Here is a 21,080-nt window from a genome sequence, read left to right on the forward strand (position 1 = left end):
CGAGTTCGACGATCGACGATATGGCAGAGCGGGTATCCGGCGGTCGCGGCAGTAACGCCCCTCTGGGGCGAACCCAGCGGATCGTCAAACGCAACTGGACTCTGAGCGTTCTTCCCTGGCTGGCCCTCGGGGTGGCCGGGGTGATGCTGATCTGGGAGATCGTCCGGCAGAACCTTCCGGAGGCCGTGCGGGCGCAGTGGCCGTGGCGGCTCCAACTGCTCGATCTGGAATCCGGGGCGACCGTCGTCACCGTGGTGGCCGCGCTCACCCTGACCCGGATGCAGTACGCCCAGGCGGTTCGCCCGTCGATCCGGTTCATGATCACCCTGACCGAGGGCATCTTCGAGGAACTGAACCAGACGGATCTGCACAGCGCCCAGTGGAAGCTGGAGATGACCAACGGCGGCTCGTCGATCGTCACCGTCGAGTCGATCGAGTACCGGATCGCGCCGGTCCACGCGGTGAGCAGCGAGGAGTTCCGTTGGCTGGCCTACGGCGACGCACGTCAGGCGATCAAGGCGGCCGGCCTCACCGAGTGGAAGGACTTCCGGCTGCACCGGGCCGGGCCCGGTCTCCCGCTCAGCGCCGCCAATTCCCGGGACGTCCTGCTCCTGACCATCACCACGGCCGCCATGCTCCGGCTCGAGATGCTCGACCTGCGGCTGGGCGTCAAGGATGCGCTCGGTGACCGGCACGAGATCTTCCTGCCGTGCCGTGAGGTCTTCCCGGTGCAGCTCGACAGCCCGGAGAGCGCCGAACCGTTGAGCGCCGACACCCCGCCCGCGCCACGAAACCCCGAGGCGGAGAGCGCCGCGGCCGCCTGACGCCTCGCCTCCGGTGGGCGCCCCGGTGACGACCTGAGGGCGGCGGACGAGCCGGCCTGTACGCCGGATTCTGTGGCCGGGGCGTGAGCCCCGGTGGCGGCCATCCATCTCGGCCTGCCGTTGCCGACAGGCTCATGCGGCCTACCCGCAGGATCAGGCGAGCAGCCCTCGAACCCTGCGCCGGCCGTGACCTCGCGGTCGCGACCTTGCTTGGCCTTGCTCCGGGTGGGGTTTACCGAGCCACCCCGGTCACCCGGGGTGCTGGTGAGCTCTTACCTCACCGTTTCACCCTTACCGGCTCGCGCCGGCGGTCTGTTCTCTGTGGCACTTTCCCGCGGGTCGCCCCGGGTTGCCGTTAACAACCACCCTGCTCTGCGGAGTCCGGACGTTCCTCGGCGGTGCCCGCAAGCACCGACGCGGCCGCCCAGCCGACTCGTCCGTCGCGCCGCAATAGTACGTCCTGGCCGTTGCGGGGCCGCGGGCCCGGGGCAGGATTCGATCTTCCGCCGTCCCGGCTGGCGCTCACGGTCGTCACGATGCCCCGATCATGACCGTCAGCACCAGCTGGCCGCCTTCGGCTGGTGCTGACGGTTGTTATGGGGGTGTGGTGGGGACGGTGTGGGCCGGCTGGCGGCGTTCGGCTGGTGCCGGCGTCAGGCGGGCCTGTCAGCTGCCGAGCGCCGGCTCGGACCCGGTGGTGATCTCGGTGGGGCTGCGGGACCGGGAGCGCGTGAGCCCGTAAGGTCGCTCGCATCATGGATCTGTCACACATTTTGTTGCTGGTGGTGGCCGGGATCGCGGCCGGCGGGGTCAACGCGATCGCCGGCGGGGGATCGCTGATCACGTTCCCGACTCTGATCGCTACCGGACTGCCGTCCGTGGACGCGAACGTGACGAATTCCGTCTCCGTCTTCCCGGGGTACGTGTCGAGCGTCGCCGGGAGCCGGGCGGACCTGGCCGGGCAGGGGAGACGCGTCCGGGCCGTGCTGCCGGCCGCGCTGGTCGGCACCGTCGGCGGGTGTGCGCTGCTGCTGGCCACGCCGGGGCGGGTGTTCGAGGTGATCGTGCCGTTCCTGGTGCTCGGGGCGGCGGCGACGCTGGCGTTCCAGGAGCGGTTGCGCGGCCTGGTGGGGCATCCCCGGAGCATGGCGCCGCGCCGGGCGGCGGTCACCTTGCAGCTGGTGGTGTTCGTCGGGGCGGTGTACGGCGGGTACTTCGGGGCGGCCCTCGGCGTGATGTATGTCGCGGCCCTCGCCCTGATCCTGGACGAGCCCCTGAAGCGGATCAACGCGCTGAAGAACGTGCTGTCGGCGACCGTGGGCCTGGTGACGGTGGTGGTGTTCGCGTTCTTCGCGGACGTGGACTGGGCCGCGGTGGCGACGCTGGCGCCGGCCACTGTCGTCGGCGGTTACGTGGGCGCGAGGGTGGCACGGCGGCTGCCGGCGAAGGTGCTGAAGTACCTCATCGTCACGTTCGGGACGGCGATCGGCCTGATCCTGCTCTACCGGGCGTTCGCCTAGCCGACCCGGGAAACGTCCGGGCGCTGCCTAGCCGACCCGGGAAGCGTCCGGGTGCTCGTCCAGCCGACCGGGAAGGGCCCGGGCATTCGCCAGCCAACGCGGGAATCGTCCGAAATCGGTCGGCGACGAGATCGACTTCTTCGCTACCCGCTGTGCCGGGGAATCAAACGGGCCCGCAATCACGACGTACGCGAAAAGGGGTTTTGCGGGCTTTGAATCGTCGACATCAGAACCTCCATGGCCTCCTCTTCGTCGAGGTCATGCAGGCTTTTGCAGTTTGCGGCACGCAGGGGCGCCGGCACCGGAACAGAATCCAGGCGAAGCACCGTGAGAGCGGGCGTGATCGGCACCCGGGACCAGTCCGATGCGGAGGCGCGGTGCTCCGCCGAGACGAGAACGATCACTCGATCTGGGCCGGAAAGCGCGACGGCTAGCCGGTCCGCGAAGTCGAACCCGGCCGGAGCCAGTTCCACGGTATGGCCCGCGGCCTGCAGCGATCCGTTGATCCACTGTGCCCAGACGGCGTCCGCGGGGGCGTAGGAGACGAGTACGGGCACGTCTCCAGCATGACGCAGGGTATTCCACAGTGGGCGCCCGGCGTCGACGGACATCACTCGGATGGTGTGACATTGTCATCCGTTGACGTGCAAGTTGCACAACTCTTAGTGTCGAACCCGTAACGCCGAGTGGACCCTTGTGTAAAACAGGGGTGTCCTTGGCGGACGGGGAGCACATAACAGCAACGGAGTCGAGGAGCGCTCGATGACTGTCGCGATCGGGATCAACGGACTCGGGCGCATCGGTCGCAGTTTGACCAGAATTGTTGCGGCCGCGCCGAATCCAGGCGTCTCGATCGTCGCGGTGAATGACATCGCGTCCACCGAGAAACTGGCGTACGGCTTGCGCCGCGACAGCATCCGGGGCTCGTTCCCGGGCACGGTGACCGCCCGCGGCGACCACCTGGTGGTCAACGACCACGCCATCCGCGCCTACCGGCAGGAGCGGCCGGAGCGCATCCCGTGGGCCGACCAGGGGGTGGAGGTGGTGATCGAGGCGACCGGCCGGTTCCGGGCCGGCGGCACGGCCCGCAGCCACATCAGCCACGGCGGCGCCCGCAAGGTGGTGATCAGCGCCTCCGCCGACAACCCGGACGCGTTCCTGGTGATGGGTGCCAACCACACCAGCTACGACCGGGAGGCGCACGACGTGGTCTCACCGGCCTCCTGCGGGGTGAACGCGCTGACGGTGATGGCCAAGGTGCTGCTCGACCGGTTCGGGCTGGGCTCGGTGAACACGTCGGTGATGCTGGCCGCCCAGGGCTGGGGCCGGGTGCAGGACTCGCTGATCGGCGCCTCCCGCGACGATCCGCGGCTGGGCCGGGCGACCGGGGAGAGCATCATCCCGCACAACCACGTGGTCGGTGACCTGGTGCGCGTCGCACTGCCGGAGATCGGCGAGATGCGCTACAGCTACTACTGCGTGCCGACGCCGATCGGGTCGCTCGCCGAGCTCTCCGGGCAGACCGCTCGCCCGGTCTCGGTCGAGGAGGTGAACCGGGCCATGGCGGAGGCCGCGGCCGGGCCGCTGCGCGGCATCCTGGCGTACGATCCGGACCCCACCGTCTCCATCGACGTCAAGAACAATCCGGCGTCGTGCCTGTTCGACCCGTCCGGCACGCAGACCACCGCGGACGGCGGCGTGAAGGTGCGCGGCTGGTTCGACAACGAGTGGGGTTTCTCGAACCGTTTACTCGACCTCGCCCGGCTGATCGGCGAACGGTTACCGGTTCCGTCCGGACACGCCAGCTGGAGCGCCGTCTAGATTCGACGGCGTGATCAACCTTGGGGACGTGGAGGCCGCCGCGCGGCGCATCGACGGCCGGGTGCGGCGCACCCCGCTGATCGAGGCCGAGCCCGGCCGGTGGTTCAAGCTGGAGTACCTGCAGCATGCGGGCTCGTTCAAGACCCGCGGCATGATGAACAAGATCCTCAGCAGCACGGTGCCGGCGGCGGGCATCGTCGCGGCCTCCGGCGGCAACGCGGGGCTCGCGGCGGCGTACGCGGCCCGGGAGCTCGGCGTGCCGGCCGAGGTGTTCGTGCCGGTGACCGCGCCGGCCGTCAAGGTCGCCAAGCTCGGCAAGCTGGGCGCGAAGGTGGTGCAGGTCGGCAACGAGTACGCGGAGGCGTATGCGGCCGCGATGGAGCGGACCGGCGCACTGTTCTTCCACGCCTACGACGACCCGGCGATGGTCGCCGGAAACGGCACGCTCGGTCTGGAGATCGCCGACGTCTCGGACACGGTGCTGGTCGCCGTGGGTGGCGGCGGACTGGTCGCCGGCGTCATCGCCGCCCTCCGGGACCGCGCCCGCATCGTCGCGGTGGAGCCGGCCACCTCGCAAGCCCTCCACACGGCGATGAAAGCGGGAAGACCGGTGGATGTCCCGGTCTCCGGCATCGCCGCCGACTCGCTCGGGGCGCGACGAGTCGGCGACATCGCCTTCGAGCTCGCCACCGCCGCCGGGATCGACTCCATCCTGGTCGACGACGACGCGATCATCCACGCCCGCCGCAAGCTCTGGGACGACTACCGCATCGTCGTCGAGCACGGCACCGCGGCCGCCTACGCCGCCCTGACCTCGGGCGTCTACCGGCCCGCTCCCGGCGAACGCGTCACCGTCCTGCTCTGCGGCGCCAACACCAATCCCGCCGATCTGGGCTGATCACGCCGGAGAACAGGGCAGGCTCAGGGATGTGGCCGACGAGATCCAGTCAGTACGCCAGTTCCGGCGCTTCGCCCTCGCCGTCTGCGCGATCGGCGTGGTCATCCAGCTCGGCCTGACCGCGTACTACCTGGGCATGGGTCACAAGGCGGCACCCCACCACCTGCCCGTCGGGCTGGTCGCGGACGCCGGGCAGCGCGCCGAGGTCATCGCGATGCTCTCCGCCGGCGGCCGGTTCGAGGTGGGCGACTTCGATTCGGCCGGCGAGCTGACCACCGCGATCAGAAGACGCGAGGTGTACGGCGGGGTCGACCTCAGTGGCGCAGCCCCGCACCTCTACGTGGCGAGCGCCGCCGGCCCGGCCGCCGCGACGCTGCTGCGCGGCACGTACACGTCGGTGCTGCAGCAACGCACCGCCGAGCAGGTGACCGAGCTGGCCGCCACGAGCGACGAGATCGGCGTCGCGACGGTCGAGCAGCTGATCACGCCGCCGCAGGTGACGGATGTGGTGCCGTTGCCGGCCGACGACGTGAACGGGGTGTCGCTGGGCTTCCTCACCCAGGCGCTGTCGCTGGGCGGGACGATCGCGTCCATGGGGCTGGGGCGGCTGCTTCCCCGGACCCGCCGGAGCTGGCGCCGCGGCGTCGCGCACCTCTCGACGCTGATCCTCTACGCCGTCGGCTCGGCGGCCGCGGTCCTGATGTCGATGAGCTGGTTCGGGGTCGGCAGCGACGCCAACCGGTGGGAGATGCTCGGCATCTTCTCGCTGATCTCGCTCGCCGTGACCGGTTCCACGGCCGGCGCGGTCGCGCTGGTCGGCCCGGCGGGCGCCGCGGTGGGCGCGTTCTACTTCACGATCGGCACGGTGATCTCCGGGGCCAGCATCCTGCCCGAGTTCCTTCCCGCGTTCGGGCAGCACCTCGGCGAGAACCTGCCGACGGGCGCCGGCGTGCAGGCGGTACGCGACGACCTCTACTTCCCGGATGCGCCGATCGGCCCGCACCTGTGGGTGCTCACGGCGTACGCGGCAATCGGTTGTCTTCTGGTCCTGATCACGAATGTCCTGCCGAACCGGAAGGACAGCACCTCGGAGGTCGATCTCGACCTGACCGTGCGTCTCGAAGGGGTTCCCGCCGGGTCAATTTCGCGGAGCAACTCAGATTTCCGTGGCCACGCCGAACCAGTAGAACGTGGGAATCGAGGGAGTGAACGCACGCATCGCGAACATCCAGAGCCGGATCATCGCGCTGCAGACCCAGCAGGCAACCACAGCAACGACCGCGGCCCGGACATCGGAGTCGGGAAGCAGTAGCAGCGCCACGTTCGCCAGCCAGTTGCGCGGCGCGATGGCGGCGCAGAACACGCCCGACGCCGGCCGGACGTACAAACTCAACGCCAAGGGCATCCCGGAGGATCTCGTCGCCTACGGCAACGGCAAGATCCCGGCGAACGCGCTCGGACAGGTCGGCGGCACCCGCCACAAACTGTGGGCGCCGGCCGCGCAGAAACTCACCCAGATGATCGCCGACGCGCAGCAGGACGGCGTGAAGATCGGCATCACCGACTCGTACCGGCCCTACGAGGAGCAGGTCGACCTGGCCCGGCGCAAGGGCCTCTACTCGCAGGGCGGGCTCGCCGCCAAGCCCGGCACCAGCGAACACGGCTGGGGCATGGCGACCGACCTGGATCTGAACCCGGAAGCGCTCGCCTGGATGCGCAAGAACGCCGACCGTTACGGCTTCGTCGAGAACGTCAAGCGGGAGAGCTGGCACTGGGCGTTCCGCCCCAACACCTGACCCCTTGCGCCGGTACGTCCGGAGCAGCCCCGCCTCGAGCCTCCGGCCGCCACCCGAGTGGCCGCCCGCGAGCCCGCCGCCGGCCCAGCCCGCCGCGCGCCGCCTTCGACGTCGGGCTCACGCGAGCCCGCTGCTGGTCCGGGCCGCATCGCGCCGTCTCCGGCGTCGGGCTCACGTGAGCTCGCTGCTGGTCCGGGCCGCATCGCGCCGCGGCGTTCCGGCTGGTTCTCATGGACGTTATAAGGCACGAATAACGTCCATGAGAACCAGCCGGGACCGTGGGCGCGGCCGGGCCTCGACCCGGGATCGCCTCGCGCCCGTCACGGTCCGGGCGGTGGGTGAGCCGCCCTGGGGGACCGCGATCGGCCGGTCAGACGCGGCAGAGGATCTCGCCGTGCGGGATGGTGAACCAGCCGTCCGGGGACTGCGACCACGCACGCCAGCCGGCCGACAGCCGCTCCAGGTCCTCCCGCGACGCCGCGCCGGTCCGCAGCGCCGTCGCCGCCATGTCGGACTCGAGGATGCGGTCGGCCCACATGCCGCCCCACCACTGACGATCGGCGTCGTCGGCGAAGCACCAGACCGAGGCGGTCGCGGTGATGTCGGTGAAACCGGCGGCCCGCGCCCAGGAGAGCATGCGCCGCCCCGCGTCGGGCTCACCGCCGTTGCCGCGCGCGATCCGCTGGTAAAGGGCGAGCCACTCGTCCAGCTCGGGCATCAGCGGGAACCAGGTGAAGCCCGCGTAGTCGCTGTCGCGCGCCGCGACCACCCCGCCGGGCCTGGTGACCCGGCGCATCTCGCGCAGCGCGGCGACCGGGTCGGTCACGTGCTGGAGCACCTGGTGGGCGTGCACGACGTCGAAGCTGTCGTCCGGGAAGTCGAGGGCGTGCACGTCGCCGACCGCGAAGCCGACGTTGGTCAGGCCCTGACGCGCGACCTCGGCGCGGGCCAGATCCAGTGCGGCGTCAGTACGTTCCAGCGCCGTGACGTGTGTGACCTGCGTCGCCAGGTTGGCCGTGATGGTGCCGGGGCCGCATCCGACGTCCAGCAGCGTGAATCCGGAGGAAAGATGCGGCAGCAGGTACGCCGCCGAATTCTCTGCGGTGCGCCAGCGGTGTGAGCGCAAGACCGACTCGTGGTGCCCGTGGGTGTACGTCGCCATGCCCTCGAAGCTAGACCTGTCGTCCTCGAATGTGAGACAGTGATCCCACATTATGAGCAAGCCGATTTCTTGGTACGCAGTTCAGGCCGTATTTTGGTCGTCATGAGGATCGGCATCGTCGGCGCGACGGGACAGGTCGGTGGCGTCATGCGCCGCATCCTGGCCGAGCGCGCCTTCCCGGTTAGTGAGCTCCGGCTCTTCGCTTCCGCGCGCTCCGCGGGCCGCACCCTGCCGTGGGGCAGTGGCGAGGTGACCGTCGAGGACGCGGCGACCGCGGACTACAACGGCCTGGACATCGTGCTCTTCTCGGCCGGCAAGGGCGGCTCGAAGGATTACGCGCCGCGCGTCGCCGAGGCCGGCGCCGTCATCGTCGACAACTCGTCGGCCTGGCGGATGGACCCGGACGTCCCGCTCGTCGTCGCCGAGGTGAACCCGGACGCGGCGAAGGTCCGCCCCAAGGGCATCATCGCCAACCCGAACTGCACGACCATGGCCGCGATGCCGGTGCTCCGGCCGCTGCACGACGAGGCCGGGCTGGTCTCCTTCGTCGCCACCACCTATCAGGCCGTCGGCGGGGCCGGGCTGGCCGGTGCGGCCGAGCTCGACGAGCAGGTCAAGAAGGTCGCCGACCGGGCTCTCGAGCTGGTCCACGACGGGTCCGCGGTGGAGTTCCCGGAGTCCAAGGTCTTCCCGAAGCCGATCGCGTTCAACGTGATCCCGCAGGCCGGCTCGTTCGTCGACGACGGCAGCTTCGAGACCGACGAGGAGCAGAAGCTCCGCAACGAGAGCCGGAAGATCCTCGGCCTGCCCGACCTGCTCGTCTCCGGGACGTGCGTGCGCGTGCCGGTCTTCACCGGGCACTCGATCCAGGTGAACGCGCGCTTCTCCCGGCCGCTGTCGCCGGCCCGCGCGCAGGAGCTGCTCGCGTCGGCGCCCGGCGTGGAGCTGTCCGACGTGCCGACCCCGCTGCAGGCGGCCGGCCGTGACCCGTCCTACGTGGGCCGGTTCCGCGTCGACCCGACCGCGGAGAACGGTCTGGCGTTCTTCATCTCGAACGACAACCTGCGCAAGGGCGCTGCCCTGAACGCGGTGCAGATCGCCGAGCTGGTCGCCGCCGAGCTGAGCTGATCCGTCCTTCTTCACTGCCGCCCCGGCCGCGTACTGCGGCCGGGGCGGCTTTGTCTTGCGCGGAGCCCGGCGTGCAGGGCGGCGGTCATCGAGGGTCTCTGAAGTGTGAATGCGAGGCGGAAGCCGGGCGAATTGACCGAGTGGCTCGTTCCGATGAGGTATGACGGTCAATCCTCTCGGCTCCACAATGGAAATCTGGGGCATTTTGCCCGAATCGGTAGCGCATGGTCGTTTTTAGTTGCAGAGTGATGGAATGAACGACAGTGGGCTCGGCGGGGCGGGCTACTTCTGGTGCCTCCGACACCACCGGGTCGAGAGCGGCGACGACGTGTGTCCCGCCCAATACCGGCTCGGCCCGTTCGCCACGGCTGACGAAGCGACGCGGGCCCTCGAAACGGTCGAGAAGCGCAATGCCGATTGGGAAGCCGAGGACGTCCGCTGGACCGGGGAGAGCAGTTAGACCGTCGCCCCACTCCATGTCCGACCTTCCCCGGCGCCGTCGTGCCCGCAGTCATTCGCAAGGAGGAAACACCCCGATGCCCCCTGCCAAGAAAACTCCGATCAGACCCGCCGCCTCCGGCGCGGGATCAAAACCTGTTTCCCGTACGGCGAAAAGCGCGGCCGTGAGCGCGCCCCGCACCGGTGTGAACGCCCGGTCCGCGGCGCCCGGCTCGCCGACCGGCCGGAATGGAGCAGGCGGCCGGTCCGCGGCGGACGCACGGAAGGCGACCGGGGCGGCGGGCGCCGCAGGCGGCAGCAGGAACGGGAAAGCGGTGACCGCGGCCGGGGCGGCAGCGGGCAGGAGCGCGACCGGGCGAACGCCCGCGCCGCGGGTGAGCGGGTCGACAACGGCAGCGGTGGGACGTGCCGCCGCGAAGGTGGGGAGTGGAGTCGCGGTGGGTGCCAGGTCGAAGGTTCCGTCGGGTGTGACGGCGCGGGTTTCCGGCGCGGGCAAGAAGGTTGCCGCCAAGGCGGTCCCGGCGAAACCGGCCGCTAAGCCGACGGCCGCTAAGCCGACGGCCGCTAAGCCGACGGCCGCTAAGCCGATGGCCGCGAAAACGACGGCCGCGAAAACGTCCGCAGTGAAAACGACGGTCGCGAAGACGTCCGCCGTGAAGCCGGCCGCGGGGAAGGTGGCCGGTGCCAAGACGGTTGCGGTGAAGCCTGTTGCTGCCAAGTCCGCCGTGAAGACGGCCGGGGCTAAGGCGGCCGGAGCCAAGACGGCGGCGGTCAAGACGGTCGCAGCCAAGACCGCTGCTCCGAAGGTGGCCGCGGCCAAGGCCTCCACCAGGACCGCGGCGAAGGCTGTCGCGAGCCCGGCGGCGGGGAAGAAGGTGCCGGCTGCGCGGACTGCAGCCTCGGCTGCCAAGGTTTCGGCCGGCCGGGTTGCCGGGAGCAAGCGGGCGGGTGCGGCGGTGCCGGCCGCTCGCGGTGCGACGAGCAAGTCGGCGGCTCGCGGTGCGACGAGCAAGGCGGTTGCGGCGGCTCGGAGTTCGGTCAAGAGTGGCCCGGCCAAGTCGGTGACCGGGCGGGTGCCGGTGACCGCCAAGTCGGTGGCCGCGAGGACGACTGCCACCAAGACCAGCATTGCCAAGACAAGCACGGCGAAGGCCAGCACTGCCAAGGCCAGCACTGCCAAGACCGCTGCGACCAAGACCGCTGCGACCAAGACCGCTGCGACCAAGACCGCTGCTGTGAAGACTGCTGCTGCGAAGGCGGCTGCTGCCAAGGCGGCTGGTACCAAGACCACGGGTGCGGCGGTGAAGCCGGTGGCTGCCAAGGCGGCCGCGGTGAAGACGACCTCGGGGCGGGCTGCGGGCAAGGTGGCATCCGGCGCGGTGAAGACCGCTGCCGGACGGGGTGCGAGCGGTCGCGGCAAGGTGCCGGCGGCGCGGGCTGTGACCGTACCCGGGAAGGGTGTCGTCTCGCAGCAGCGAAGCGGTGGCGCGGCAGCGACCCGGAGCGGTCGGCGCGTCGCGGCGGCCAGCAGCAGTGTGCCCAACAAGACGCAGGTGACGGTCTCCGCCGACGCCGGCACAGACTGGGACCGGATGGAGTCGGGCCGGCCCGATCCGGAGTCCGAAGGCGTGCGGCCCGGCGACGCGGACGTCTCGCCCAGCGAGCTGACCGACCGGCCGTTCCTGGGCGGATGGTTCGCGCCGCCGCGTGACTCGCCGACCCCGGAGCGGGAATCGGACCAGTGGGGCGCTGACCGGCCCGACCTGGAAGCGCTCGGCACCCCCGAGACGGAGACCAAGGACGACGGGGACGAGAGCCCCGACGTGGTGTCGGCGCAGATGGCAGAGTTCGCCAGGAACGCGCGGGCTCGCGGGCAGCTCTTCCTGTCGCCCGACGACGAAGTTGTCGTCGAGGACGACGGGGTGATCCGGAGCAAGCCGGTGCGCAAACGTGGCGAATCCGAACCCTCCGAGGCGGCGGCCGTCCGAGCGGCACAGGCCGAGACGGCGGCTACCCGCGCGGCGCAGGCCGGGACCGCGGCGGTCGGGCAGATCGCGCCGGACCAGCCGGAACCACCGGCCGCCCAGGTCGCGGTCGGTGGCGGTGCGCTGCCGTCGATCGCCGGGACGAGCGGGTCCGGGGCGGGCGGGATCGGAACGAGCGGGTCCGGGGCGAGCGGGATCGGAACGAGCGGGTCCGGGGCGAGCAGGATCGGAACGAGCGGGTCCAGGGCGAGCAGGATCGGAACGAGCGGGTCCGGGGTGAGCGGGTCCGGGGTGAGCGGGCTGGTGGCCGTACCGTCGGCCGAAGCCGGGGACATCGGGCGGTCGACGGTCGAGCCGGGATCGGCGCAGGAGGCCGCGGCCAGCGCGGAACCGGCGCCGTCACGGATGACCCGGCGCGAAGCGGCGGCACGGCGGGCGGCGGACCGGGCTGCGACCAGCCGGCCGGGAACCGGCACTGACGACGAGGACTGGGACTCGCAGCCGGCCGCGGACTTCGACGAATCGGCACGCCGGACGATCGGAGCCGCGCGCGGTGCCGCCGCCAAGGCTGCAGAAGCGGCCGAGGCCGCGGCACAGGCCGCCGAACTCGCGGATGAGGCAGCGATCACCGCGGTGACCGAGCAGGCTCGTGGACCGGTCAAAGCCGTCGGATCCAAGGCCGGTGGCCGGGCCTCGGCTCCGGTGAAGACGGTGGGCTCCAAAGCGGCCCGGGGCCGGGCGGCAGGGCCGGTCAAGGCCGTCGGAGGCCGGGCTGCCCCGGGTAAGGCGGCTGCCGCGGCCGATCGGGCCGCGGTTGCGGCCGAGGAAGCGGCTGCTGCGGAAGCGCAGGGCCGGAAGCGCGCCAAAGCGACCGGAAGCCGGGCGGCGAGCAAGGCCACCGGTGCGGCACCGGCCAGGAAGGCAACCGGGACGCGTAGCGCGGCCCAGGCTGCGGGGAGCAAGGCTGCGGGGACGAAGGCGACCGGGACGAAGGCGACCGGGACGAAGGCGACCGCAAGTAAGACTGCGACCAAGGTGACCGCGGCCAAGGCTGGGACCAAGGCCACCGCCGCTAAGACGACCGCGACCAAGGCAACGGCGACCAAAGCAACCGCAGCGAAGGCGACCGCGACCCAGGCGGCTGCGGCCAAATCGACGGGGGCCCGGGCTGCGGATAAGGCCACCAAGGCTGGGGCGTCCGCTTCGAAGGCAACCGGAACCAAGGCGGCGGGTGCCAAGGCGACCGTGGCCAAGGCGACCGGGGCCAGGGCTACCGCTTCCAAGGCTGCTGCGACGAAGGCCGCTGCGACAAAGGCGGCGCCCAGCAAGGCCAGCGCGTCGAAGGCGACCAAGGCGGCGCCCAGCAAGGCGAGCCCGGCCAAGGCTACGGCGAGCAAGGCCACGGCGAGCAAGGCCACGGCGAGCAAGGCCACGGCGAGCAAGGCCACGGCGAGCAAGGCGACCGGGACCAAGGCCGCGGCGAGCAAGGTCGCTCCGGCCAAGGCCAGTGCAACGAAGGCAACCGCGACCAAGGGCGCCGCGGCGAAGGCTGCGCCTTCCAAGGCGAGCGGGACACGGGCCACGGGGACCAAGGTCGCGCCTGGCAGAGCAGGCGGATCCAAGGCCGCCACGGCTAAGGCGGCGCCCAGCAAAGCGAGTGGTTCGCGGGCCACGGGAACCAAGGCGACTGCGGCCAAGGTGACTGCGGCCAAGGCGACCGCGAGTAAGGCGGCGGGGACCAAGTCCACTGGGGCTAAGGCCACTGGGGTTAAGGCCACGGCGGTGAAGGCTGCGGCCAGTAAGGCGGCCGGGACGAAGGCCACCGCTGCGAAGGCGACGGCGAAGTCCGCGCCGGCCAAGGCGGGCGCAACCAGGACTGCGGCGACCAAGGTCGCAGGAACGAAGGCGACCGCCGCGAAGTCGACCGCCACGAAGGCGACGGGCAGTAAGGCGACAGGTAATAAGGCGACTGGAGGCAAGGCCGTCGGGTCGAAGGCGGCCGGGGCCACAGCAGCCGGAAGCCGGGCGAGCGGGGCGAAGGCTACCGGGAACAGGGCAAACGCGGCCAAGGCGTCGGGCAGGAAGGCGGCGCCGGGCCGGGGCGTTTCGGCGCGGGCGGCTGCTGCGGCGGAGGCGATGGTTGCCGAGGCGGCCGCTGCCGAGGCGGCGGCTACCGAGCTTGCGGCAGCCCGGGCAGAAGAGGCGATGGCTACCGCGAGCGTGGCGGCGGTGTCCGCCACGGCGGCCAAGGCCGCTGCTCGCAAGGCCGCCAAGAGCGCCGCGACCACGCGGACCGCGGCCGCGAAGGCTGCCAAGACCGCGAAGGCGGCGGCAACCAAGGCCGCTCAGGTCGCCGACACGGTAACCGAGGAACGTCCGTCCAGGTCAGCGGGCCGTGCCGGCGCTGCCAAGGCCGCGACGCGGCCGGCGGGCCGGGCTGCCGGCTCCAAGGCAGCGGCGGAGCCCGCGGGACGTTCCGCCGCGGCCAAGGGCGCGACCAAGTCCGCCGCGAAGGCGACGAAGGCCGGCGCTCGGACGCCGGCGGCACGGGCGGCCTCCGCAGCGAACGCGGGCACTCCGGCGACGAAGGCGCCCGCGAACAAGCCGACCGCCGGGAACGCGGGCAAGGGCGCCGCCAACGCGGGGAAGGCCGCTGCTAACGCGGGGAAGGCCGCTGCTAACGCGGGAAAGGGCTCTGCCAACGCGGGGAAGGGTGCCGGGAACGCTGGCAAGGGTGCCGGGAACGGGGCCAAGGCGACCAAGGCCGGCCGCACCTCGGGCACGAACGGCGGCGCCACGGGTGGGACCCGCGGGGCGCGGAGTGCGGCCAAGGCCCCATCGGCGGCACGGGCGAGCGCTGTCCGGGCACCGTCCGGCGCCCGCCGCAGCCGGTAGCCGTATCACCGATCCGCACGCAACGGGCCGCGCCATGACGGCGCGGCCCGTTGCGTGCGGTAGGAATGGGCGGTGCCGATCAAAAGAGTGTGGGCCCCGCAGATCGACTTCTCCGTGCTGCGGCGAGAGCTGGGGCTGCCGGACGAGTTCCCGGCCGCGGTGCTCGCCGAGGCGGAAGAGTCAGCGGGTACGCCGCTGGGCGGCCCGGACCGTACCGATGTGCCGTTCGTGACGATCGATCCGGCCGGGTCGCAGGACCTCGATCAGGCCATGCACCTGAGTCGCCGTGACGGTGGTGGTTACCGGGTGCGGTATGCGATTGCCGACGTCGCCACGTTCGTACGCCCGGGTGGGTCGGTCGAGGCGGAGAGCTGGGCGCGCGGGCAGACCGTCTACCTGCCGGACGGGCGGATCCCGCTGCACCCGCCGGTGCTCAGCGAGGGCGCGGTGAGCCTGTTCGCGGATGTCGAGCGGGCCGCCGTGGTGTGGACGATCGACCTGGACGCGGACGGCGCGACGACCGGCGTGAGCCTGGAACGGGCCCGGGTGCGCAGCCGCGCCAAGCTGGACTATCCGAGTGTGCAACGCGAGCTGGACGGCGGGAGTCCGTCGGAGCCGGTCGTGTTGCTCGCCGAGATCGGGACGCTGCTGGCGCGCCGGGCGGCCGGGCGCGGCGCGGTGAATCTGCCGCTGCCGGCGCAGGAGGTGGAGCGTGACGGCGACGGCTGGCGGCTGGTGCTGGCCGCGCCGCTGCCGGTGGAGGAGCACAACGCGCAGATTTCGCTGCTCACCGGGATGGCCGCGGCCCGGATCATGCTGGACGGCGGGATCGGGATGCTGCGGACGATGCCCGCGCCGAAGCCGGAGGCGATCGCGAAGCTGCGAGCCGCCGCGGAGCCGCTCGGCGTGGCCTGGCCGGAGGGGGCGACCGTCGGCGCGGTGGTCGCCTCGGTGGATCCGGGCAGCCCGCGGGGCGCGGCGTTCCTGGATCAGGCGGCGGAGCTGCTGCGCGGTGCGGGGTACACCGTTTTCGGGGGTGAGGCCGGCCCGCCGCCGGAGGATGCCGGGCACGGCGGGGTGGGCGCGCCGTACGCGCATGTCACCGCCCCGCTGCGAAGGCTGGCCGACCGTTATGTCACGGAGGTCTGCCTTTCCCTGTACGAGGATCGTCCCGTCCCGCCGTGGGTCCTCGACGCCCTGCCGCGCCTGCCGAAGCAGATGAGTACCACGGACCGGCTCGCCGGAGCCGCCGACCGTGGCGCGATCGACCTGGCCGAGGCGGTGCTGTTGCAGGACCGGGTCGGTGCGGAGTTCGACGCGGCGGTGCTGGACCGGGACGAGGCGACGGCGAAACGTCCCGCCGGTGGCACGGTCGCCCTCGACGACCCCGCGGTGCGCGCCCGCTGCGTGGGTGACCTACCGCTGGGCACCCGTGTCCGGGTGCGTCTCACGGCCGCCGATCCGGCCACCCGGACCGTCCGTTTCGAGCGCGTCTGATCGTCGGCTCCCGGCCGGAAAGCGAGCAGGGCCCCGCGCGCGAATGCCACGGGACCCTGCTCACGACGTACCGGGAAATCGGGTTTGTCTAGAAGGTGTGCTCCGCGGCCGGGAACTCGCCGCTGCGGACCTCTGCCGCGAACTGCCTCGTCGCCTCGGTCAGCGCCCCCGCGAGGTCGGCGTAACGCTTGACGAAGCGGGGCGCCTTCCCGGTGCGCAGCCCGGCCATGTCCTGCCAGACGAGCACCTGCGCGTCGGTGTCCGGCCCGGCGCCGATGCCCACGGTCGGGATCTGCAGCTCCTTGGTGATCTGCTTGGAGACCTCGCCGGGGACCATCTCCAGGACGACGGCGAACGCGCCCGCGTCGGCGACCGCGCGGGCGTCCGAGATCACCTCGGCGCCCTCGTTCTCCCGGCCCTGGACGCGGTAGCCGCCGATGGTGTGCTCGCGCTGCGGGGTGAAGCCGATGTGCGCCATCACCGGGATGCCGGCGCCGGTGATCGCCTCGATCTGCGGGGCCATCCGGCGGCCGCCCTCGAGCTTGACCGCGTGGCAGCCGCCCTCCTTCATGAAGCGGACGGCGGTGCGCAGCGCCTGCGCGGGGCTCTCCTCGTAGCTGCCGAACGGCAGGTCGCCGACGATCAGCGCGGTCTTGGTGGCCCGGACGACGGCTTTGACCAGCGGCAGCAGCTCGTCGACGGTGACCTGGACGGTGGTCTCGTAGCCGTAGACGTTGTTGGCCGCCGAGTCGCCGACGAGCAGCACCGGCACGCCGGACTGGTCGAAGATCGAGGCCGTGTACTGGTCGTAGGACGTGAGCATCGGCCAGCGGTCGCCGCGGGCCTTGGCGTTCACCAGGTCGCGGGTGCGGACGCGGCGGGTGGCCGGCCCTCCGTACAGGGTCGGGATTTCCGACATCTCGTCACTCTCCTCCCTCGAGGCCGCCTGATGCGGTCCCCGGGTGTCGTCAGAATCGTCGCACCGGAGACCGCGCCGCGGTCAGGGGTGAGTGGAGGTTTTCACACCCGGCCAGCCACCCTGGGAAACGAACTACGAGGCTCCGCCCTCGCGGAACCGGTTGGTGATCGGCAGGCGACGATCGCGGCCGAACGCCTTGCCGGAGATCTTGGTGCCGGGGGCCGACTGGCGCCGCTTGTACTCCGCGAGGTCGACCATCCGCAGCACCCGGTCGACCAGCGCCGGGTCGTTGCCGGCCGCGACCAGCTCGTCCCGGCCGAGGTCGTGATCCACATACCCCTTGATGATCGGGTCGAGCACCGAGTAGTCGGGCAGCGAGTCCGAGTCCTTCTGGTCCGGCCGCAGCTCGGCGCTGGGCGCCTTGGTGATCGAGTTCTCCGGGATCGGCGGGTCGCCCTGCGTGTTCCGCCAGCGGGCGAGCTGCCAGACCATCGACTTCGGCACGTCCTTGAGCGGGTTGAAGCCGCCCACCGAGTCGCCGTAGAGCGTGGAGTAACCGACCGCGAGCTCGCTCTTGTTGCCGGTGGTGAGCACGAGGTGCCCGTCCTGGTTGGAGAGCGCCATCAGGATCACGCCGCGGACGCGGGCCTGCAGGTTCTCCACCGCGACTCCGGAGAGGGTCATGTTCGCCAGGAACGCGTCGACCATCGGCTGGATCGGCTCGACGCGGAAGGTCAGGCCCGTGCGTTTGGCCATGTCGGCGGCGTCGTCCTTGGAGTGCTCGGAGGAGTAGCCGCTGGGCAGGGAGACACCGGTGACGCGTTCCGGCCCGAGGGCGTCGACGGCGATCGCGGCGACCACGGCGGAGTCGATGCCGCCGGAGAGGCCGAGGACCACCGAGCGGAAGCCGTTCTTGTCGACGTAGTCCCGCAGGCCCATCACCAGGGCGGACCAGACCTCTGCCTCGTCGGAGACGCGGTCGGCCACCCCGCCGTCGCGACGGTCGGTCAGCGGAGCCAGGTCACCGGCCACCGCGCTGCGGTCGATCGCCATGTCCTGCGGGATCTCCTGCTCGACTCGCGGCTTCGCCGCATCGGTCGACCCGGAGTCGTTCGGTACGGCGTCGGCGCCCGGCAGCTCGAGATCGTGCACGAGCAGCTCCTCGGTGAACTGCCCCGCCCGGGCCAGCAGCTCCCCGTCCGGCCCGACGATCATCGAGTCGCCGTCGAAGACCAGCTCGTCCTGGCCGCCGATCATGTTCACGTACGCCACTGTCGCGCCCGCCTCCGCCGCCCGGCGCTGCACGAGCGGCAGCCGGACGTCGTCCTTGTTCAACTCGTACGGCGAGGCGTTGATGTTGACGACGAGGCCCACCCCGGCCCGGCGCGCCGCCGTGAACGGCCCGCCGGCCTGCCAGATGTCCTCGCAGACGGTGAGCGCCACGTCGACCCCGCCGAGCCGGACCACGGTCAGCGAGTCGCCGGGCCGGAAGTAACGGTCCTCGTCGAAGACGCCGTAGTTCGGCAGATGGTGCTTGAAGTACGTCGCGACGACCTCACCCCGGTGCAGCAGCGCGGAGGCGTCACGGCGGCCGGCGCCGGGCGTGGCGTCCGAGCTGATCCGGGCCGGGCCGTCGGCGTCCACGTAGCCGACCACGACGGCGAGCTCACCGAGCCCGTCCGCGGCCAGGCCGGCGGCGAGCGACGTCAGCGCGCGCCGCGAGGCCTCCACGAACGAGTCCCGGAAGACCAGATCCTCGATCGGATAGCCGGTCAGCATCATCTCGGGGAAGGCGACCAGGTGCGCGCCGGAATCCGCGGCGGCTCGCGACCAGCGGCGCACGGATGCCGCGTTGCCGGCGAGGTCGCCGACCGTCGAATTCACCTGGGCGAGGGCGATGCGCAGCGTGGGCATGCCCTCATTGTTCCCCAGAACACGTCTTCGCGATCCCGACCCGGGCCGACGTCACAGGCCATGGTCAGCGTAGTCTCGGCTCAAGGATCGACAGCGGGACAAGGGGTGGAAGTGGACCGACAGCAGGAGTTCGTGCTTCGTACGCTCGAGGAGCGCGACATCCGTTTTGTCCGTCTCTGGTTCACCGATGTGCTCGGCACGCTCAAGAGCGTGTCGGTGGCCCCGGCCGAGCTGGAGTCCGCCTTCGAGGAGGGCATCGGCATCGACGGCTCGGCGATCGAGGGCTTCGCGCGGGTCTTCGAGTCCGACATGGTCGCCATGCCCGACCCGACCACGTTCCAGGTCTTCCCGTTCGAGGGCGGCGGCAGCGGCGAGAGCGCCCGGATGTTCTGCGACATCCTGCTGCCCGACGGCAGCCCCGCCTGGGCCGACCCGCGCCACGTGCTGCGCCGGGCGCTGGCCCGCGCCGCCGAGAAGGGCTTCACCTTCTACACCCACCCCGAGGTGGAGTTCTTCCTGATCCAGGATCAGGAGAACGACGGCTCCGCGCCGATCCCGGTCGACACCGGCGGCTACTTCGACCACACCACGCACGCGGTCGCGCGCGACTTCCGCCGCCAGGCCGTGCTCGCTTTGGAGCGGATCGGCATCTCGGTCGAGTTCAGCCACCACGAGGTCGCCCCCGGCCAGCAGGAGATCGACCTGCGGTATGCGGACGCGCTGACCACGGCCGACAACATCATGACGTTCCGGCACGTGGTCAAGGAGGTGGCGCTCTCCCAGGGGGTGAAGGCCACCTTCATGCCCAAGCCGTACACCGACCAGCCGGGCTCCGGCATGCACACCCACCTGTCGCTGTTCGAGGGCGAGCGCAACGCGTTCTACGACAGCGAGGACCCGCAGAAGCTGTCGAAGACGGCGCGCGCGTTCATCGCCGGTCTGCTCGTGCACGCCCGGGAGTACACGGCGGTCACGAACCAGTGGGTCAACTCGTACAAGCGGCTCTTCCCGATGCAGCTGCCGGACCGGATCACCGAGTCGCCGGCGTTCGTCAGCTGGGGCCACCTGAACCGGTCCGCCCTGGTCCGGGTCCCCGCGTTCGGGAAGGCGAACTCGGCCCGCGTCGAGGTGCGCTCGCTCGACTCCGCGACGAACCCGTACCTGGCCTTCGCGGTCATGCTCGGCGCCGGCCTCAAGGGCATCGAGGAGGGCTACGAGTTGCCCATGGGCGCCGAGGACGACGTGTGGTCGCTGTCGCCGGCCGAGCGCAAGGCCGCGGGCTACGAGGCGCTGCCGGAGAACCTGTCCGAGGCGATCGACGTGATGGCCGGGTCCGAGCTGGTGGCCGAGGTGCTCGGCGAGCACGTCTTCGACTTCTTCCTGCGCAACAAGCGGGCCGAGTGGGAGCAGTTCCGCCGCGAGGTCACCCCCTACGAGCGCCAGCGGTACCTCGGCGCGCTCTGATCCGCTGATCCGACGCCGGGCGGCGACGGCCCGTGAGGACCGCCGCCGCCTGACCGCTTTCAGCCAGCCAGGCCTTATTGCTACAGCGCCGTGACCCGAAGTTTTGCGCCACGGGGTACGGTCTCCTCTGACGTCATGCGACAAGGGGGAGTGGGCTGTGCTGCAGGATCTGCTGGACGGGGCTGGACGGAGCATAGTTTTCGGCCTGATCGGGATCGGTCTGATGGCCGTCGGTTTCGTGCTGATCGACATGCTCACCCCGGGCAAACTGCGCGACCTGATCTGGGTCGAGCGCAACCCGAACGCGTCGCTGCTGCTCGCCGCGAACCAGCTCGGCATCGCCGCGATCGTGTTCACCGCGATCTGGACGACCTACGACTCGTTCGGCCAGGGCCTCGCGTCGACGCTGCTGTTCGGCCTGCTCGGCATCGTGATCATGGGGCTGGCCTTCAAGGTCCTCGACTGGATGACCCCGGGCAAGCTCGGTGAGGTCATCTGCACCGACACCTTCCACGGCGGAGCCCTGGTCAGCGCGGCCTCCCACTTCGGCGCCGCCGTGATCGTCTGCGCCTGCATCGCCTGAAACCCTTCCCCGCGTACGGCGTGAGCACGGTCCCGTGGCACTCCCACGCGAGGCCCGGCGTGGTTGCGGTCCCGGCCGCGGCTGGGGGTCCCGGCTGGTTCTCACGGTCGTTATGCGGCCCGCATAACGACCGTGAGAACCAGCCGACAGCGTGCGGCGCGCAGCGGCCCGGCCACGGGTGAACCTCGCGGGCGCCGGGTCATCGACGCCCGGCC

The 21,080-nt window shown here is 71.3% G+C and carries 17 protein-coding genes and 1 other RNA gene; 12 read left to right on the forward strand and 6 right to left on the reverse strand.

The window, feature by feature from the left end; all coding sequences use genetic code 11:
• The first annotated feature begins 20 nt into the window (after window positions 1-20).
• Complete coding sequence (locus tag Acy02nite_RS04865; RefSeq protein WP_203738571.1) at window positions 21-824, forward strand: hypothetical protein; 804 nt, start codon at window positions 21-23, stop codon at window positions 822-824.
• A 43-nt stretch (window positions 825-867) separates the two neighbouring features.
• Here the strand turns inward: Acy02nite_RS04865 and rnpB are convergent.
• An RNA gene (gene rnpB / locus Acy02nite_RS04870) (RNase P RNA component class A) lies at window positions 868-1,260 on the reverse strand.
• 319 nt (window positions 1,261-1,579) lie between these two features.
• Between rnpB and Acy02nite_RS04875 the strand changes: the two genes are divergently transcribed.
• The gene (locus Acy02nite_RS04875) at window positions 1,580-2,344 is read left to right on the forward strand and encodes a sulfite exporter TauE/SafE family protein (protein ID WP_203738572.1); all 765 of its coding nucleotides are present in this window, start codon (window positions 1,580-1,582) and stop codon (window positions 2,342-2,344) included.
• Window positions 2,345-2,523: 179 nt separating this feature from the next.
• On the opposite strand, the gene Acy02nite_RS04880 is transcribed toward Acy02nite_RS04875, so the two are convergent.
• The gene (locus Acy02nite_RS04880; RefSeq protein WP_203738573.1) at window positions 2,524-2,955 is read right to left on the reverse strand and encodes a toll/interleukin-1 receptor domain-containing protein; all 432 of its coding nucleotides are present in this window, start codon (window positions 2,953-2,955) and stop codon (window positions 2,524-2,526) included.
• A 151-nt stretch (window positions 2,956-3,106) separates the two neighbouring features.
• On the opposite strand from Acy02nite_RS04880, the gene Acy02nite_RS04885 reads away from it, so the two are divergent.
• From Acy02nite_RS04885 to Acy02nite_RS04895, 4 genes are read left to right on the forward strand one after another with little or no spacing between them, the layout of a single operon-like run.
• A complete protein-coding gene (locus tag Acy02nite_RS04885) occupies window positions 3,107-4,165 on the forward strand; it encodes a type I glyceraldehyde-3-phosphate dehydrogenase (protein ID WP_203738574.1) in 1,059 nt (352 codons plus the stop codon).
• Between the two features lie 10 nt (window positions 4,166-4,175).
• Complete coding sequence (locus tag Acy02nite_RS04890) at window positions 4,176-5,063, forward strand: serine/threonine dehydratase (protein WP_203738575.1); 888 nt, start codon at window positions 4,176-4,178, stop codon at window positions 5,061-5,063.
• Between the two features lie 31 nt (window positions 5,064-5,094).
• Entirely contained in the window at window positions 5,095-6,375 is a 1,281-nt protein-coding gene (locus Acy02nite_RS46330) for an ABC transporter permease (RefSeq protein ID WP_239174236.1), read from the forward strand.
• A gap of 34 nt (window positions 6,376-6,409) precedes the next feature.
• Entirely contained in the window at window positions 6,410-6,859 is a 450-nt protein-coding gene (locus tag Acy02nite_RS04895; RefSeq protein WP_239174238.1) for a M15 family metallopeptidase, read from the forward strand.
• A 370-nt stretch (window positions 6,860-7,229) separates the two neighbouring features.
• On the opposite strand, the gene Acy02nite_RS04900 is transcribed toward Acy02nite_RS04895, so the two are convergent.
• Window positions 7,230-8,021, reverse strand: coding sequence for a class I SAM-dependent methyltransferase (locus Acy02nite_RS04900; protein WP_203738577.1), 792 nt, complete (start codon window positions 8,019-8,021; stop codon window positions 7,230-7,232).
• A gap of 102 nt (window positions 8,022-8,123) precedes the next feature.
• Here Acy02nite_RS04900 and Acy02nite_RS04905 point away from each other — a divergent pair, with 102 nt between their 5' ends.
• The gene (locus Acy02nite_RS04905; protein WP_203738578.1) at window positions 8,124-9,149 is read left to right on the forward strand and encodes an aspartate-semialdehyde dehydrogenase; all 1,026 of its coding nucleotides are present in this window, start codon (window positions 8,124-8,126) and stop codon (window positions 9,147-9,149) included.
• Window positions 9,150-9,402: 253 nt separating this feature from the next.
• Window positions 9,403-9,609 (forward strand): hypothetical protein, encoded by a 207-nt coding sequence (locus tag Acy02nite_RS04910; protein ID WP_203738579.1) that lies wholly within the window; start codon window positions 9,403-9,405, stop codon window positions 9,607-9,609.
• A 51-nt stretch (window positions 9,610-9,660) separates the two neighbouring features.
• On the opposite strand, the gene Acy02nite_RS04915 is transcribed toward Acy02nite_RS04910, so the two are convergent.
• The gene (locus tag Acy02nite_RS04915) at window positions 9,661-10,725 is read right to left on the reverse strand and encodes a hypothetical protein (RefSeq protein ID WP_203738580.1); all 1,065 of its coding nucleotides are present in this window, start codon (window positions 10,723-10,725) and stop codon (window positions 9,661-9,663) included.
• Here Acy02nite_RS04915 and Acy02nite_RS04920 point away from each other — a divergent pair.
• Entirely contained in the window at window positions 10,688-14,488 is a 3,801-nt protein-coding gene (locus Acy02nite_RS04920; protein ID WP_203738581.1) for a hypothetical protein, read from the forward strand. The genes Acy02nite_RS04915 and Acy02nite_RS04920 overlap by 38 nt on opposite strands.
• A gap of 72 nt (window positions 14,489-14,560) precedes the next feature.
• The gene (locus Acy02nite_RS04925; protein WP_203738582.1) at window positions 14,561-15,985 is read left to right on the forward strand and encodes an RNB domain-containing ribonuclease; all 1,425 of its coding nucleotides are present in this window, start codon (window positions 14,561-14,563) and stop codon (window positions 15,983-15,985) included.
• 88 nt (window positions 15,986-16,073) lie between these two features.
• Here Acy02nite_RS04925 and panB read toward each other — a convergent pair whose 3' ends face one another.
• Both panB and Acy02nite_RS04935 read right to left on the reverse strand, forming a co-directional pair.
• The gene (gene panB, locus Acy02nite_RS04930; protein ID WP_203738583.1) at window positions 16,074-16,904 is read right to left on the reverse strand and encodes a 3-methyl-2-oxobutanoate hydroxymethyltransferase; all 831 of its coding nucleotides are present in this window, start codon (window positions 16,902-16,904) and stop codon (window positions 16,074-16,076) included.
• A gap of 132 nt (window positions 16,905-17,036) precedes the next feature.
• Window positions 17,037-18,818: an NAD+ synthase gene (locus Acy02nite_RS04935; RefSeq protein ID WP_203738584.1), complete on the reverse strand. Its 1,782-nt coding sequence runs from the start codon at window positions 18,816-18,818 to the stop codon at window positions 17,037-17,039.
• Window positions 18,819-18,929: 111 nt separating this feature from the next.
• On the opposite strand from Acy02nite_RS04935, the gene glnA reads away from it, so the two are divergent.
• Together glnA and Acy02nite_RS04945 are read left to right on the forward strand one after the other, a co-directional pair.
• On the forward strand, window positions 18,930-20,282 hold the full coding sequence (gene glnA / locus Acy02nite_RS04940; protein ID WP_203738585.1) for a type I glutamate--ammonia ligase: 1,353 nt from the start codon (window positions 18,930-18,932) through the stop codon (window positions 20,280-20,282).
• Between the two features lie 157 nt (window positions 20,283-20,439).
• On the forward strand, window positions 20,440-20,865 hold the full coding sequence (locus Acy02nite_RS04945; protein ID WP_203738586.1) for a DUF350 domain-containing protein: 426 nt from the start codon (window positions 20,440-20,442) through the stop codon (window positions 20,863-20,865).
• The last annotated feature ends 215 nt before the right edge of the window (window positions 20,866-21,080 follow it).

Origin of the sequence: Actinoplanes cyaneus (genome assembly GCF_016862095.1) — a bacterium.
GTDB classification, from domain to species: Bacteria; Actinomycetota; Actinomycetes; order Mycobacteriales; family Micromonosporaceae; genus Actinoplanes; species Actinoplanes cyaneus.

Bases quoted from the DNA above. Each gene is read 5' to 3' on its own strand.
- Acy02nite_RS04865 (WP_203738571.1), top strand. From the start codon at position 21: ATGGCAGAGCGGGTATCCGGCGGTCGCGGCAGTAACGCCCCTCTGGGG.
- Acy02nite_RS04875 (WP_203738572.1), top strand. From the start codon at position 1,580: ATGGATCTGTCACACATTTTGTTGCTGGTGGTGGCCGGGATCGCGGCC.
- Acy02nite_RS04880 (WP_203738573.1), bottom strand. From the start codon at position 2,955: ATGTCCGTCGACGCCGGGCGCCCACTGTGGAATACCCTGCGTCATGCT.
- Acy02nite_RS04885 (WP_203738574.1), top strand. From the start codon at position 3,107: ATGACTGTCGCGATCGGGATCAACGGACTCGGGCGCATCGGTCGCAGT.
- Acy02nite_RS04895 (WP_239174238.1), top strand. From the start codon at position 6,410: ATGGCGGCGCAGAACACGCCCGACGCCGGCCGGACGTACAAACTCAAC.
- Acy02nite_RS04900 (WP_203738577.1), bottom strand. From the start codon at position 8,021: ATGGCGACGTACACCCACGGGCACCACGAGTCGGTCTTGCGCTCACAC.
- Acy02nite_RS04905 (WP_203738578.1), top strand. From the start codon at position 8,124: ATGAGGATCGGCATCGTCGGCGCGACGGGACAGGTCGGTGGCGTCATG.
- Acy02nite_RS04910 (WP_203738579.1), top strand. From the start codon at position 9,403: ATGAACGACAGTGGGCTCGGCGGGGCGGGCTACTTCTGGTGCCTCCGA.
- panB (WP_203738583.1), bottom strand. From the start codon at position 16,904: ATGTCGGAAATCCCGACCCTGTACGGAGGGCCGGCCACCCGCCGCGTC.
- Acy02nite_RS04935 (WP_203738584.1), bottom strand. From the start codon at position 18,818: ATGCCCACGCTGCGCATCGCCCTCGCCCAGGTGAATTCGACGGTCGGC.